The sequence below is a fragment of the Kitasatospora sp. NPDC088351 genome, assembly GCF_040685575.1.
In the GTDB taxonomy this organism is placed as follows: domain Bacteria; phylum Actinomycetota; class Actinomycetes; order Streptomycetales; family Streptomycetaceae; genus Kitasatospora.
The window spans coordinates 115116-129469 of the sequence record NZ_JBFBIL010000001.1 but is presented as its reverse complement, the minus strand read 5'-3'; the positions used below and the strand labels follow the sequence as shown (position 1 = coordinate 129469).

Below are 14354 nucleotides of genomic sequence, written 5' to 3'. Positions count from 1 at the left end.
GCACCCGGACCGGCCACCCAGGCCGGACGCTTGACGCAAGGACAGGAGGGGGGACAAGCATGCGCGTCACCCTGCTCACCGAGGGAACGTATCCACACCAGCACGGCGGTGTGAGCGTCTGGTGCGACCAGCTCGTCCAGGGCATGCCGGACGTCGACTTCGACGTCATCGCCGTCACCGGCACCGGCCACGAACCGCTGGCCTGGGAGCTGCCCGCCAACGTACGGTCCGTCACGACCGCGCCGCTGTGGGGCCCGCCCTCCGAGGCGAGGGCGCCACGCGGCAAGGAGATGCGCCGTTTCCTCAACGCGTACGAGCGCTTCCTGCACTCCATCCTGGACCCGGTCTACACCACCCACTTCGGCACCGAGCTGTACGGCTTCGCCGACCTCGCCCGGCGCGGGCTGCTCAGCCCGGCGCTGCGCAGCGAGCGCGCCCTGCGCACCCTCCAGCACGTCTGGACCCGCGACTACCTCTCCACCGCCGTCTCCCGGCCCACCCTGCACGACGCGCTGAACGCCACCGACCTGCTGGAGCACGCGCTGCGCCCGCTCTCGGTCGAGCCGCCGCAGGACGGCGTCGCGCACGCCGCCAGCGGTGGCCTGGCCACGCTGCCGGGGCTGATCGCCTCACAGCAGTACGGCGTACCGTTTCTGCTCACCGAGCACGGCATCTACCTGCGCGAGCGCTACCTCGGCTACCGCACCGGCCCCTACCGCTGGCCGGTCAAGGCGCTGCTGCTCGGCTTCTACCGGATGCTCGCCGAGGAGAGCTACCGGCGGGCCGCGCTGGTCACCCCCGGCAACCGGTACAACCGGCGCTGGGAGGAGCGCGGCGGCACGCCGTCCGCCCACATCCGCACCGTGTACAACGGCGTGGACCCCGCCGCCTTCCCGCCGGCCGGGCCGGAGCCGGAGACGCCCACGCTCAGCTGGGCCGGCCGGGTCGACCCGATCAAGGACCTGGAGACCCTGATCCGGGCCTTCGCGATCGTCCGGCACGAGATACCCGAGGCGCGACTGCGCCTGTTCGGCGGCACGCCCAAGGGTGGCGAGGCGTACCGCGACACCTGCATAGCCCTGGCCGCCGAGCTCGGCATCGCCGACTCGGTGGCCTTCGAAGGCCGCGTCGCCGACATCACCGACGCGTACGCGGCGGGGAACGTGGTGATGCTCTCCAGCATCAGCGAGGGCTTCCCGTTCACCCTGATCGAGGCCATGTCCTGCGGCCGTTCCACCGTCTCGACCGACGTGGGCGGCGTGCGCGAGGCCGTCGGCGACACCGGTCTGGTCGTCCCGCCGCGCGAACCCGAACCGATGGCCGCCGCCGCCCTCGAACTGCTCCGCGACCCGGAACGCCGGGCCCGGCTGGGCGAGCAGGCCCGGCTGCGGGTGATCGAGCAGTTCACCCTCCGGCAGAACATCGACGGCTTCCGCGGCATCTACACCGAACTCCTCGGCACCGCCCGCTGGCTGCCGAACGGCGTGGTCGCGGTCGACGACGCCATCCCGGTCGACGACGGCGCACCCGCCGCGGACTGGGCGCAACCGCTGGCGGTTGCGCGGCGCAGCGAGGTGGGCGCATGAGCGGTCCTCTTCGCCTGGTTCCGGACGAGGCCGGCCCCGAGTGGGCCGAGCAGACCGTCCAGTTGCGCACCCTGCCGCGCAAGCGCCGCCGGCCGGTGCTGCCTGAGCAGCGTCCCGAGCCCGAGGAGCAGCTGGAGCTCTCCCCGGACCCGCTGGACGAGCTCGCCGAGCGGCTCGCCGACGTCTGCGCCGATGCCGTCCACCCGTACGAGATCGCGGCCTTCCTGGAGTCCGACGGCCTCTCCGACGAGCAGGCCGGGCTGCTGTACGGCCGCCCCGACGCCTTCACCGTCGCCGAGGAGCTGTTCGAGAAGGTCCAGCGCCGCTACCCCGGTCCGAGTTCGGAGTTCGCCAACCCCTGGCGGGCCGACCCCTGGCGCTGTGTGGTGCGCGGCCTGGTGTTCGCCCTGCCGGGCCTCGGCTACCTGCTCGGCGCCAACCTGTTCGCGGCCACCCGGATGCGGTTCGGCCTGCCGTCGGGGATGCTCGCGCTCTCCGTCGCCACCCTGGTCAGCTGGTCCTGGAACCAGGCACTGGCGCACCGCTCGTACGCCTGGCTCGGCCGTGGCCGGCGCCGGGCGGCCGGGATCTGCCTGGCCGTCGGCGCGCCGCTGGGCGCGCTGATCGCGGCCACCGCCGGGTACGTGGTCGGCGGGCCGCTCGGCTCGCTCTGCTTCGCCGCCGGGCAGTCCGGCTATCTGGCCGCCGCCACCGTGCTGCTGGTGCTGGGCCGGGAGAAGTTCCTGCTGCTGGCGCTGGCGCCGTCCGCGCTGGGCGCCGGGGTGGTGCTCGCCGTGGACGTGCCGCAAGTGGTCCGGACCGTCGTCCTGCTGGCCTCGCTGGGGCTGGCGGCGGGGCTGGCCACCCGCGAGATCGTCCGCTGCCTGCGCAGCGAGCAGGACGCCACCGTGCTGAAGCTGCCGCTGCGGCACGAGCTGCCGCACCTGCTGTTCGGCCTGGCGGTCGGCACCCTCACGCTGATCGCCGGCCTGGGTGCCACCATTCACCAGGCCGTCCGCACCGGCGCGGCCGAGGGGGCGTCCGCCAGCCCGACCGGGCCGGCCATGATCGCGCTGACGCTCAGCCTCGGGCTCGCCGAGTGGCTGCTCTTCCGCTACCGGGCGATGGCCGTGGCCACGCTGCGCACCAGCCACACCGCCGGGGAGTTCACCCGCCGCACCGGCGGCGTGCTGCTCGGCTGCCTGTTCATCTACCTCACCACCGTGGCCGCGCTGGACGCAGCCGCCACCGTGCTCTGGCCCGGCGCCCCGGCGCTCGGTGTACCGGCGCTCGGTGCGCTGCTGCTGCTCGGCGGCTCACTCTGGCTGGCGCTGCTGCTGAACGCCTTCGGGCTCAGCTGGAGCACCGCCCTGATCTGTCTGGCCGCCGCGGGCGCCGAGTGCGCCGGGCTGCTGACCGGTGTGGATCCGACGCTCCTGCAGCTGTTCGGCTGCGGGGCGGCGGCCGTCGTCCTCACCGCCATCGCCGGGCCTGTGCTCGGCCGCACCACCAAGCACCGCTGAGACAGCACCGCCGAACGACAGCGCCGCTGGCCCCAGCACCGCTGAACACACACGACAGCCGAACCGAACAGCACCGAACACGGCCGAGCCGCCACGAACCCGCTCGGCCGTCCCCGAACCCAGAAAGCGAACTCCCAGCATGAGCAGCGTCGCCGTCACCGGAGCCGAGGGTTTCATCGGCTCCCACCTCGTCGAGACCCTCGTCGCCGACGGTCATCAGGTCCGCGCCATGGTGCAGTACAACTCCTTCTCGTCCTTCGGCTGGCTGGAGACCCTGTCCGAGGAGGTGCTGGACTCGGTCGAGATCGTCCTCGGCGACGTCCGGGACCCGGGCTCGGTCAACGGCCTGGTCAAGGGCACCGAAGCGGTCTACCACCTGGCCGCGCTGATCGCGATCCCGTACTCCTACCGGGCCCCGCACTCGTACATCGAGACCAACGTCACCGGCACCCTCAACGTGCTGGAGGCGGTGCGCCACCTGGAGATCCCCCGCCTGGTGCACACCTCCACCAGCGAGACCTACGGCACCGCGCAGACCGTGCCGATCACCGAGGACCACCCGATCAACACCCAGTCCCCGTACGCCGCCTCCAAGGCCGGCGGGGACCGGCTGGCCGACAGCTACCACGCCAGCTTCGAGACCCCGGTCGTCACGCTGCGCCCGTTCAACACCTTCGGCCCGCGCCAGTCGATGCGCGCCGTCATCCCGACCGTGATCGCCCAGCTGGCCGCCGGCGAGCGCGAGATCACCCTCGGCGACCTGCGCCCGACCCGCGACTTCACCTTTGTGAAGGACACCGCGAACGCCTTCCGCACGGTCGGCACCGCCCCCGCCGAGACCGTCGTCGGCAAGACCTTCAACGCCGGCACCGGCGGCGAGATCTCGGTCGGCGACCTGGTCGCCCTGGTCGGCAAGCTGATGGACGTCGACCTCACGGTGAAGGAGGACGAGCAGCGCATCCGCCCCGCCAACTCCGAGGTGATGCGCCTGGTCGCCGACGCCACCCGGCTGCGCGCCGCCACCGGCTGGGCTCCGCGGTTCTCCCTGGAGGAGGGCCTGGAGCAGACGATCGAGTTCTTCCGGGACCCGGCCAACCTGGCCCGCTACAAGACCGGTCTCTACAACGTCTGACCCCGCCGCGCTCCTCCCTCCCTGCCAGCACCGATTTCCAAGGCTCCTGTCGCACCATCATCCGTGGGGGAAACACCATGCACGCAGTGATCCTGGCCGGCGGTAAGGGCGTACGCCTTCGCCCCTACACCACCGCGCTCCCCAAGCCACTCGTCCCGATCGGCGACCAGCACGCGATCCTGGAGATCGTGATGCGCCAGCTCGCCGCCGCGGGCTTCAAGACCGTCACCCTCGCCATCGGCCACCTCGGCCACATCATCCGCGCCTACGTCGGCAACGGTTCACAGTGGGGCCTGCGGGTCGGCTACGCCGTCGAGGACAGCCCGCTCGGCACCATGGGCCCGCTGCTCACCATGCAGGACCGGCTGCCCGAGCACTTCCTGGTGATGAACGGCGACATCCTCACCGACCTGGACTTCGCCGGGGTGCTCAGGCACCACGAGGCGTCCGGGGCTCCGCTCACCATCGCCACCTACGCCCGCCAGGTGAAGATCGACTTCGGTGTGCTGACCTCCGAGGCCGGCCGCATCACCGGGTTCCAGGAGAAGCCGAGCATCGACTACCGGGTCTCGATGGGCGTGTACGGCGTGTCCCGCTCGGCCCTGGCCTCGTACACCCCCGGCCTGCCACTGGGCTTCGACGAGCTGGTGCTGGACCTGCTGGCCACGCAGACCCCGCCGTCCGCCTACGAGTTCAGCGGCTACTGGCTGGACATCGGCCGCCCGGACGACTACGACCGGGCCAACGCGGAGTTCGCGGTCAACCGCTCGCTGCTGCTGCCCGGCGAGCCGGTCGAGGGCCTGTACGCCGTCCCCGGAAGCGGCTCGGAGCTGTCGATCCCGGCCGCCCGCACCGCGCCGGACGCCGTCGAACAGCCCGCGACCGCCGCCGCGGGCCCCGAGAACGACGGACGGGCCGCGTGAGAATCCTGCTGCTCGGCGCGGACGGCTTCCTCGGCCGCCACGCCGCCGCCGTCCTGCGGTCGCTGCCCGGTGCCACCGTGCTGACCGCCGGGCGGCGGCCCGACCACGACCTCCGGCTGGACCTCGCCACCGCCCGGACCGGCCCGCTCGGCGAGGAACTGGCCGCGCTGGCGCCCGACGCGGTGGTCAACTTCGCCGGCGCGGTGGCCGGCAGCGCCGTCACTCTCGCCGAGGTCAACGCGCGCGGCCCGGCCGTGCTCGCCGAGGCCCTGCGGCAGGGCGCCCCGGCGGCGCGCCTGGTGCACATCGGCTCGGCCGGCGAGTACGGCGTCTGCGCACCCGGGAGCTCGCTCGCCGAGGACGCCGACGCCCGCCCGGTCGGCGTGTACGGCGCCACCAAGCTGGCCGGCTCCCTCGCGGTGGCCGGTTCACCGCTGGACGCCGTGGTGCTGCGGGTGTTCAACCCGGTCGGCCCGGGAGCACCGGCGGGCTCGCTGCCCGGCCGGCTCGCCGCGGAACTGCGCCGGGCCGCCCCGGACGGGGCCGACGGGGTGGTGAAGGTCGGGGATCTCTCGGCCCACCGCGACTTCGTCGACGCCCGGGACATCGCCCGCGCGGTCGGTCTGGCGGTCACCGCCGAGGGTCCGCTGCCCCGGGTGCTCAACCTCGCCTCCGGGCGGGCGAAGCCGGTCCGGGCGATCGCGGACGGCCTGGTCGCGGCGGCCGGCTTCACCGGCCGGATCGACGAGAGCGGCGCCGGCTCCGAGCGCTCGGCCGCCGTCTCGTGGCAGCAGGCCGATGTCTCGGCCGCCGCCCGGGCCCTCGGCTGGCAGCCGGAGACCGGCCTCGCCGACACCCTGCGCGACCTCTGGCTCGGCACCGCCGAGCCCGTCCCCGCCCCGGCCGTCGCATGACGGGCGGCAGCCACCTCGACGGCCGCCTGCTGGTGCCGCTGTACGTCCACCCCGCGGTGGACCCGGCGGCCTGGCAGGCGGTCGCCGCCGCCGACCCGGGCCGGATCGCCGCCGTCGTGCTCAACCTCGCCGACGGCCCGGGCGAGACCCCCGACAACGTCTTCGCCGAGGCCGCCGAGGAACTGCGCGCGGCCGGCCTGCCGCTGCTCGGCTACGCCGACACCGACTACGGCCGGAGGCCGCACGCGGCCGTGGTCGCCGACGTGCTGACCTACCGCCAGCGGCACGGGATCACCGGCGTCTACCTCGACCAGGTCGCCACCCACCCGGGCGCGCTGGCCCACTACCGGCGGCTGGCCACCGCGGCCCGGGCCGCCGGGTGCGGCACCGTGGTGTTCGGCCACGGCGACCACCCCGACCCCGGCTACGCCGAGGTCGGACTCGCCGACCTGCTGGTCACCTTCGAGGGCGACTGGGAGACGTACCGCTCGATGGCCCTGCCGGTGTGGACCGGCCGGCACGCGGCCGCCCGCTTCTGCCATCTCGTGTACGACGTGCCCGCCGAGCAGGCCCGGGACGCCGCCGCGCTGATCGCCGCCCGCCGGGCCGGCGTCGGCTGCGCCGTCCCGGGCGCCGGGGAGAACCCCTGGCGCACCCTGCCGTACGGCCTGACCGCCGCCGAACTGGCCTGATCCGAACCGGAGTTCGAGCACCCGTGACCCGCCGCACCCGGCCCCTGCCGGCCGCCATCGCCCTCGCCACCGCCCTGCTGGCGACCTCGTGCAGCTCAGGCTCGGACACCGGGGACGACCCCTCGGCCGATGCCACCGGCGCCCAGCCGCCCGCGGCCACCGCCACCCCCGACCCCGGGGCGTCGAGCGGCCCGGGCACCCCCGGCACCCCGGACGCGCCGTCCACCCCGGGCACCCCGGGCACCCCGCCCAGCACCGTCCCGGGCACCCCGGCCACCGCCCCGGGCACCCCGGCCACCGGCACGCCGGGCACCCCCGGCGGCGGCACCGCGCCGGGCACCACCACCCCGGGCGCCACCCCGCCCCAGCCCGCCGGCGCCCGCTGGCAGCCCGCGCCCGGCCTCGCCTGGCAGTGGCAACTCGGCGACGGCGTCGACCAGTCGGTGGACGTACCGGTCTACGACATCGACGGCTTCGAGAACGACGCCTCGGTGGTCGCCGCGCTGCACGCCAAGGGCCGCAAGGTGATCTGCTACATCAACGCCGGCTCCTGGGAGGACTTCCGCCCCGACTCCGCCGCCTTCGCCAAGGCCCTCCAGGGCTCCGGCAACGGATGGAAGGGCGAGAAGTGGTTCGACATCCGGAAGATCGACCAGCTGAAGCCGCTGATGGCCGCCCGCTTCGACATGTGCAGGGCCAAGGGCTTCGACGCCATCGAGCCCGACACCATCGAGGCGTACAACCAGAAGAGCGGCTTCCCGCTGACCGCCGAGGACCAGCTCCGGTACAACCGCATGCTGGCCTCGCTCGCCCACGAGCGCGGGATGGCGATCGGCCTGAAGAACGACCTGGAGCAGATCCCGGCGCTGGTCGGCGAGTTCGACTTCGCGGTGAACGAGGAATGCGCCGAGTTCAACGAGTGCGACCGGCTCTCGCCCTTCATCCAGGCGGGCAAGGCGGTCTTCCATGTCGAGTACAAGCTCGGCACGGAGAAGTTCTGCGCCCGGACCAAGGGTCTGGGCTTCAGCTCGATGCAGAAGAAGCTCGAACTGGACGCCTGGCGACGGCCCTGCTGAGAGCCACGGACATGGCGGGCGCCGCCAGGCGGTCCACCGAGGGGTTACTTGACCGCCAGCCAGATGACGGTACCCAGAACGGCCACCGCGACGACCGCGATCAGCGCGATCACACCGGTGCGGTTGCCACCGCCGCCGCCGCTGCTGCCGTAGGTGGAGACGGAGCCCGGTGCCTGAGGTGCCGGGGTCTCGTCGACGAACGCCCGGAACATCTGGGTGCTGCCGGCGGGGTCGTAGTCGTTGTCAGCCATGGCACGGACTCTAACGAATCCGCGCGCCCGGCCGACACCCCGGACCCTCCTCCGGCCCTCACCACCCGCGAGTGCAACAACGGTGCGACAAGCGGGTGAAGCCTGTCCGGATCATGGAATGCGGGCCACCGTGATCGGGTTGACTCCGACCATGACCGAAAACCACAGTGACGCCGGGCGCAGTGTGCAGCTCGGCACCTCCGACCTCGCCGTCCACCCGCTCTCCCTCGGCGGCAACGTCTTCGGCTGGACGGCCGACGAGGAGCAGTCCTTCGCCGTGCTCGACGCCTACGCCGCCGCCGGCGGCAACTTCGTCGACACCGCCGACGTCTACTCCTCCTGGGTGCCCGGCAACACCGGCGGCGAGTCCGAGACCATCATCGGCAACTGGCTGCGCAGCCGGGGCAACCGCGACGACATCGTGATCGCCACCAAGGTCGGCCTCCACCCCGAGGCGCTCGGCCTGGGCGCGGCCAACATCAAGTCCTCCGTCGAGGGTTCGCTGCGCCGTCTCGGTATCGAGCGCATCGACCTCTACTACACCCACCAGGACGACGACACCCCGGTCGAGGAGTTCCTCACCGCGCTGGACGAGCTGGTGAAGGAGGGCAAGGTCCGCGAGATCGGCGCCTCCAACATCGGCGCCGAACGGCTCGCCGAGGCGCTGGCCTTCTCCGAGCGCGAGGGGCTGGCCAAGTACGTCGCGGTCCAGCCGCACTACAACCTGGTTTCCCGCGCCACCTTCGAGGGCCCGCTCGCCGACGTGGTCGCGGAGCACGGCCTGGCCACCGTGCCGTACTACGCGCTCGCCTCCGGCTTCCTGACCGGCAAGTACCGCCTCGGCGGTGCCGGGGTGGCGAGCGCCCGCTCCGAGGGCGCCGCCCGCTACCTGGACGACCCGCGCGGCCCCAAGGTGCTGGAGGCGCTGGACACCGTCGCGGGCGAGCACGGCGTCGAGCCCGCCACGGTCGCCCTGGCCTGGCTGACCGCCCGCCCGACGGTCGCCGCCCCGATCGCCAGCGCCCGTACGGTCGAGCAGCTCCCACCGCTGCTGGCCGCCGCCTCGCTGCGGCTCACCCCCGAGCAGACGGCCCTGCTGGACAGGGCCTCCGCCTGAGCGCACCGCAGGTCCCCGCACGCCCCGCAGGCTGCGAACACGCCCCCCGTACGGGTCCTGTTCGCAGCCTGCGGGCGTTTTCGCGCACGCGGACCAGCCGTTCACGGCCGGAACGCGCCATGATGAACCATGGTCCACGAACGACCGGGTACCGAGCAGGACTTCACCGACCACACGGCCACCTGGCGCCGGTCGGCCGGCCAACCCGTCCGGGGCGGCCTGTTCGACGGCGCGGACGGCACGACGTACCCGCGGCCGGGCCCCGGCACCACGGCCGGCCCGGAAGTGACCGTCACCCCGGCCGAGCTGAGAGCCCGGGCCGGCACCGTCGACGAGATCCACGCGTGCTTCTCCGCCGTCGACGACCGCGCCCAGGAGTGGACCACCACCGCGTACGGCACGCTCGGCGGCTGGCGGACCGGACCGGAGCTGCGGGCCCGCGCGATCCGCTGGGACAACCAGGTGGCGACGCTGGGAAACACGCTCCACGACATCGCCCGGCGGCTGCGCACCACCGCCGACGCCTACACGGCGACGGAGGACGCGACCGGGCGGAACCTCTCCGGCGAACGGTGACGGGGCCGACCATGCTGAGCTACGAAGCCGTGACCACGGCCCGACTCGACACGCTGAACGGAGCCGCCGAGGAGTGGCGGGCGCTGCGCGGCCGCTACCTCGGACTGAAGGACCGGCTGACCGGCGAGGTCGTGACCGCGCTGGCCGGCGGCTGGGAGGGCGAGGCCGCGACCGAGGCCAGGGCGCTGATCCGGCGGGCCGCCGAACAGATCGAGGCCGCCGCCCAGGAGTCCGCGGACCTCGCCGGCCTGCTGGCCGACGCCGCCGGGCAGTTCGGCGAGGCCCAGCGCCGGCTCAGGCGGCTCGCCGACGAGGACGCCCCCGCCGGCCATCTGAAGGTGGCGCCCGACGGGACGGTCACCGACGTCCACCCGCTCCTGCACGACGAGTCCGCCCGGCACCAGCCGGACTTCCGGACGGCCTTCCTGCCCGGGCGGAGGCAGGCGGTCGACGACCTGGTCCACCGCATCGAGGCGGCACTGCGGCAGGCCACCGAGGCCGACGAGGCCGCGGCCTGGGCCCTGCGCTCCGACCCGAACGGCGCGGCCGACGACTCCTTCAACACCAGCGGCTGCCGCAGCCTGGACGAGGCCCGGGCGGCCCGCGCGGACCTCGGCGAGGCCCTCGCCCTGGCCGGAAAGGGCGGCGCCCTCTCCACCGCGGAGCTGACCAGGCTGAACGCCCTGCTCGACCGGCGCGGGAGCGACCCCGCCTTCGCCGAGGAGTTCGCCGTCACGCTCGGCCCGCAGGGCACCCTGGACTTCTGGCGCGACGTCAACGACCCGGCGAAGGCCGGCGCGTACGGCGGCGGGCGCGGCGAGGCCGTCCGGCGCCTCCAGACCTCGCTGGGCACCACCCTCGGCACCGCGACCCAGAGCCGCGGCCGGGCCATGCGGGACTGGGAACACGAGATCATCAGGCTCGGACCACGGGTCCGGAACCGCCCGGGCGGCGGCCCCACACCCTACGGCTACCAGCTGATGAGCAGCCTGCTGCGCTCCGGGGCGTACGACTCCGACTTCCTCAACGCCTACGGCGAGAGCCTGCTCGCCTTCGAGCGCGGCTCCGGGATCGGCCCGCAGGCCATCTGGGCCCCGGACTCCACCCAGCCGACGTGGGACCACCTCGGCGAGGGCCGCGGCGGCGACGCGGTGGCCGGCTTCCTCACGGCCCTGGGCCGCAACCCGCAGGCCTCGACCCGCTTCCTCGACCCGGGCGACCCCCGTCGCGGTGACCACCTGGCCTACCTGCTGAACGGCCGCCACTGGCCGGAGGAGCTGGTCGCCGGCGCCCGCGCCACCGGCCACCACTCGCTCGGCCTGGCCGTCGAGGCGGCCGCCACCGGCGACCGCCCGGGCCGGGAGGACGCCGTCAGGCACCACACCGAGGCCCAGGCCCGGGTGATGCGCGACACCGTCGGTCTGCTGGACGCCGGCATCGGCCACGAGAGGCTCCCGGACGGCCTGCGGCGCCCGCTCGCCGACGCGCTGGCCGACTACGCCGCCGACACCCACGACATCCTCTCCGGCACCAACCGCGCCGCCAAGGACCACGCGGGCGGGAACACCGGCGGCGTCTGGACCGACCAGGAGACCGGCGGAACCAGGATGGCCACCGACAAGGGCTCGCTGATCCGGCTCCTGCGCGGCGTCGCCGACGACCCGGACGCCCACCAGACCGTCCGCCGGGCCGAGCTGACGCACGTGGCCCAGCAGCTCTCCCAGCTCCCGCCGACCACGGCCGAGAAGGAGTGGAAGGGCCTGATGGCCAACTCCTCCGTCGCCCTCGGGGTCATCGACGCCGTCCAGGCCGACGCCATCCTCGACCAGCGCGACGACGACACCAAGGTCGAGGCCTGGAAGGCCAAGACCATGTACGCCGGGGTCGGCACCCCGCTCTCGCTCGTCCCCGTCCCCGGGATGGGCGAGGCCGCCCAGCGCTTCCTCAGCGCCGGGCTCACCCAGTGGCAGAGCAGCGCCACCGACGAGATCAACGCGGCCGCGGCCGGCCGGATCGAGCGGAACACCCTCACCGGCGGCGACGGCGGAAGCGGCCACGAGGGGATCAGCGCGATGGTCGAGACGTGGCAGACGGAACGACGGCGGCAAAGCCCCGACGCCCTCGACGTGGACTGGGACGAGCAGCAGATGCGGACGGTCTACGACACCGGCCGCTCGGACGCCGCCACCGCCCTCGGCCGCGGCGGCGAGAACAGCTAGGAGCATTCGCCGGGTCAGGCCCCGGCGGGGGCCCGGGCCGTGTCCCCGGAGGGCCCGGGCCGCGACGTCCTACGGACGCCCGAAGTGGGTCGGGTAGTAGCCCTGGCTCAGGCTGGAGATCCGCACCGTCGTCCCCGGCCTGGGCGCCTCGACGAACTTGCCGCCGCCCAGGTAGATCCCCACGTGGTGGATGCCGGAGGCCCGGCCGCTGTCCGACCAGAACACCAGATCGCCGCGGCGCAGCTGCCCGGCGCTGATCGGCGTGGTGGCCGCGTACTGGTCGTCGGCCACCCGCGGCAGGCTGATCCCGCTGCGCCGGTACGCCTGCTGGACCAGCCCCGAGCAGTCGTAACCGGACGGGCCGTTGCCACCCCAGACGTACGGCTTGCCGAGCTGGGCGAGCGCGTAGTCGATCGCGGTCTCCACGCTGCCGGAGGCGGGCGCGCTGTCGGCGGCGGGCCGGGTGGCGGGCTGGGCAGGGGCGGGGGCCGAACCGCCGCCGGACTGGCCGGTGCGGCTCAGGTAGACGTCGTAGTGGCTGGTGTACCGCCACTCCCCGCTGCCGTTCTTGAACCAGTACTTGGAACCGTCCCAGCCCTGGGTGATACCCGAGGAGGAGGCCGAGCCGTTGGAGGCGGCGGCCCCGCCGGAGCCGCCCGAGCCGGCGGACTTGCCGGTGCGGCCGGCGTAGACCTCGTAGTGGCTGGTCCAACGCCACTCGCCGTCGGCGTTCTTGAACCAGTACTTCGACCCGTCCCAGCCCTGCTTGCCGGCCGCGGCCTGCGCGGACCCGGCGCCGGCCGTCAGACCGACCACGCCGGCGCCGGCCAGCACGGTGGTGGCAAGGCAGGTATTTCGCACGGCGCGGTGTATTCGGCCGCCACCGCCCGCCGCGGGGCGGGCGGTGCGCGGCCGGGCCGCGCAGTTCGGGCAGGCGCAGCCCTCGATCGCGGGGATGCCGCCGAGGCTCTCCTCGAAGCCGATCAGTGCGGTGTCGGCGTCGAAGCCGGCTTCCGTGCCGGTGGCTATCCTCATGCCGGTCGTCCTTCCTTCCGCCCGGCCCGGGTGGCCGGGGACGGTACCGAGGCGGCCACTCCGGCCGGGGCGACGAAGGCGACCAGCAGCTGTTCCATCAGCGCGCTGCGGGCGGCCTCGTCCAGTTCGTGCGTGGTGGCGCGCTCCAGCCGGCGGACGGCGAGCGCCGCCGCCTCCACGGCGTCGTCCACCAGCACGGTGCGCAGGCCCGCGTCCAGGTCGGCCAGCCGGCGCCGGCGCATCGACTCGGCCACCTCGGGCGCGTAGTCCAGTGCCAGCGGCTGCACCGAGTAGACCTCCATGCCCGCCGGGGCGACCTCGGCGGCCAGCCCCCGGGTCAGCTCGTCGGCGAACCACTGGCCGTCGCGCAGCGCGGGCCCGGGCGCCGCGTTGCTGTCGCACGGCAGTGTGGACGCGGTACGGGTCAGCACCGCCTGCACCTGCTCGCGCAGGTAGCTCTCGTGGTCCTCGATCGCCAGCAGCACGCGGGCGGTGTCCTTGACCCGCCAGACGATCAGCAGCCGGACGACGATCGGTGTGCCGGTGCGGTCGACCACCTTGACCTGTTCGCTGCGCCAGTGCCGCAGCCGGACGTCCACCCGGCGGCGGCGCAGCAGCGGGTTCACCCAGACCAGGCCGGTCCGGCGGACGGTGCCCCGGTAGCGGCCCCAGCGGGTGAGCACCCGGGTCTCGCCGCCCGCGTTGGCCAGCAGCCCGGCGAGGGAGAGCACGATCAGCAGCCCGGCGGCGGTGACGGCCGCGATGGACTGGACGGTCACCTCGGCGTGGCCGTTCTCCCTCGCGGCGGTGCCGCGCAGGTCGGGCAGCGCGTCCCAGTAGGGGATGACACCGTCGCGCAGCAGCACCAGCAGGACGGCGGCCACGCCGACCAGCAGGGTCAGCAGGGCGATCCAGCCCGGCAGGGCGGCGGCGCTGTGCTCCCGCAGTGCCTGGTCGGCACGCGGGGGGCGGCGGGAGGCGGTGGCGGGGACCGCGCCGGCCGGGGTGGCCTCCAGGCTGTCCAGGTTCGCCGGGCCGGCCGTCTCCAGCGGGTCGCGCAGGTCGATCGGGGTACCCGTCGACGGGCCGGGGACGACCGCCAGCGGTGTGGTGGCCGGGCCGCTGTCGGCCGGGCCGGCGGTCCTGGCCGGCTTGACCAGCGGGCTTGCGCCGCTGGAGGAACGTTCCGGCAGCGCCGGGGGGAGCGCCTTGGGCAGATTGTCGGGTCGCTGCGAAGAATCGCGGGTGACGTCCATGCACGGATCCTCGGGGTCGGTGTGTCGCGCAACGGGCGGCCCGGATCTGACGGG

The 14354-nt window shown here is 74.1% G+C and carries 12 protein-coding genes and 1 pseudogene; 10 read left to right on the top strand and 3 right to left on the bottom strand.

The features are described 5' to 3' along the window. The first annotated feature begins 59 nt into the window (after nt 1-59). From pelF to AB0P06_RS00490, 7 genes and pseudogenes are all read left to right on the top strand, one after another. The gene (gene pelF / locus AB0P06_RS00520; protein WP_363603925.1) at nt 60-1586 is read left to right on the top strand and encodes a GT4 family glycosyltransferase PelF; all 1527 of its coding nucleotides are present in this window, start codon (nt 60-62) and stop codon (nt 1584-1586) included. After that, nucleotides 1583-3109, top strand: coding sequence for a hypothetical protein (locus AB0P06_RS00515; protein ID WP_363603923.1), 1527 nt, complete (start codon nt 1583-1585; stop codon nt 3107-3109). The genes pelF and AB0P06_RS00515 overlap by 4 nt, the downstream gene beginning before the upstream one ends. A gap of 139 nt (nt 3110-3248) precedes the next feature. After that, nucleotides 3249-4241: an SDR family NAD(P)-dependent oxidoreductase gene (locus AB0P06_RS00510; protein ID WP_363603922.1), complete on the top strand. Its 993-nt coding sequence runs from the start codon at nt 3249-3251 to the stop codon at nt 4239-4241. A 77-nt stretch (nt 4242-4318) separates the two neighbouring features. After that, nucleotides 4319-5026: pseudogene (locus AB0P06_RS00505) on the top strand (sugar phosphate nucleotidyltransferase); the annotation flags it as partial. 134 nt (nt 5027-5160) lie between these two features. After that, nucleotides 5161-6078, top strand: a complete 918-nt coding sequence (locus AB0P06_RS00500) for an NAD(P)-dependent oxidoreductase (RefSeq protein WP_363603920.1) — start codon at nt 5161-5163, stop codon at nt 6076-6078. Continuing rightward, nucleotides 6075-6770, top strand: coding sequence for a spherulation-specific family 4 protein (locus tag AB0P06_RS00495; protein WP_363603918.1), 696 nt, complete (start codon nt 6075-6077; stop codon nt 6768-6770). The genes AB0P06_RS00500 and AB0P06_RS00495 overlap by 4 nt, the downstream gene beginning before the upstream one ends. A gap of 23 nt (nt 6771-6793) precedes the next feature. Then, nucleotides 6794-7846, top strand: a complete 1053-nt coding sequence (locus AB0P06_RS00490) for an endo alpha-1,4 polygalactosaminidase (protein WP_363603917.1) — start codon at nt 6794-6796, stop codon at nt 7844-7846. Nucleotides 7847-7890: 44 nt separating this feature from the next. Here the strand turns inward: AB0P06_RS00490 and AB0P06_RS00485 are convergent, their stop codons facing one another. Then, nucleotides 7891-8097 (bottom strand): hypothetical protein, encoded by a 207-nt coding sequence (locus AB0P06_RS00485; protein ID WP_363603915.1) that lies wholly within the window; start codon nt 8095-8097, stop codon nt 7891-7893. A gap of 151 nt (nt 8098-8248) precedes the next feature. Between AB0P06_RS00485 and AB0P06_RS00480 the strand changes: the two genes are divergently transcribed. The 3 genes from AB0P06_RS00480 (at nt 8249) to AB0P06_RS00470 (ending at nt 12009) form a co-directional block, all read left to right on the top strand. After that, a complete protein-coding gene (locus AB0P06_RS00480) occupies nt 8249-9214 on the top strand; it encodes an aldo/keto reductase (protein ID WP_363603914.1) in 966 nt (321 codons plus the stop codon). Between the two features lie 129 nt (nt 9215-9343). Further along, entirely contained in the window at nt 9344-9790 is a 447-nt protein-coding gene (locus AB0P06_RS00475; RefSeq protein WP_363603912.1) for a type VII secretion target, read from the top strand. Between the two features lie 11 nt (nt 9791-9801). After that, on the top strand, nt 9802-12009 hold the full coding sequence (locus AB0P06_RS00470) for a hypothetical protein (RefSeq protein ID WP_363603910.1): 2208 nt from the start codon (nt 9802-9804) through the stop codon (nt 12007-12009). Between the two features lie 69 nt (nt 12010-12078). Here the strand turns inward: AB0P06_RS00470 and AB0P06_RS00465 are convergent, their stop codons facing one another. Together AB0P06_RS00465 and AB0P06_RS00460 are read right to left on the bottom strand one after the other, a co-directional pair. Continuing rightward, complete coding sequence (locus AB0P06_RS00465; protein WP_363603909.1) at nt 12079-13044, bottom strand: C40 family peptidase; 966 nt, start codon at nt 13042-13044, stop codon at nt 12079-12081. Further along, nucleotides 13041-14300 carry an SPFH domain-containing protein gene (locus tag AB0P06_RS00460; protein WP_363603908.1) on the bottom strand — a complete coding sequence of 420 codons (1260 nt, stop codon included), beginning with the start codon at nt 14298-14300 and terminating at the stop codon, nt 13041-13043. Before AB0P06_RS00460 ends, AB0P06_RS00465 begins: the two co-directional genes overlap by 4 nt. Nucleotides 14301-14354: the final 54 nt, after the last annotated feature.

Coding starts and splice junctions, on each gene's coding strand:
- AB0P06_RS00460 (WP_363603908.1), bottom strand. CDS start 14,300: ATGGACGTCACCCGCGATTCTTCGCAGCGACCCGACAATCTGCCCAAG.
- pelF (WP_363603925.1), top strand. CDS start 60: ATGCGCGTCACCCTGCTCACCGAGGGAACGTATCCACACCAGCACGGC.
- AB0P06_RS00465 (WP_363603909.1), bottom strand. CDS start 13,044: ATGAGGATAGCCACCGGCACGGAAGCCGGCTTCGACGCCGACACCGCA.
- AB0P06_RS00480 (WP_363603914.1), top strand. CDS start 8,249: ATGACCGAAAACCACAGTGACGCCGGGCGCAGTGTGCAGCTCGGCACC.
- AB0P06_RS00470 (WP_363603910.1), top strand. CDS start 9,802: ATGCTGAGCTACGAAGCCGTGACCACGGCCCGACTCGACACGCTGAAC.
- AB0P06_RS00515 (WP_363603923.1), top strand. CDS start 1,583: ATGAGCGGTCCTCTTCGCCTGGTTCCGGACGAGGCCGGCCCCGAGTGG.
- AB0P06_RS00510 (WP_363603922.1), top strand. CDS start 3,249: ATGAGCAGCGTCGCCGTCACCGGAGCCGAGGGTTTCATCGGCTCCCAC.
- AB0P06_RS00485 (WP_363603915.1), bottom strand. CDS start 8,097: ATGGCTGACAACGACTACGACCCCGCCGGCAGCACCCAGATGTTCCGG.
- AB0P06_RS00495 (WP_363603918.1), top strand. CDS start 6,075: ATGACGGGCGGCAGCCACCTCGACGGCCGCCTGCTGGTGCCGCTGTAC.
- AB0P06_RS00475 (WP_363603912.1), top strand. CDS start 9,344: ATGGTCCACGAACGACCGGGTACCGAGCAGGACTTCACCGACCACACG.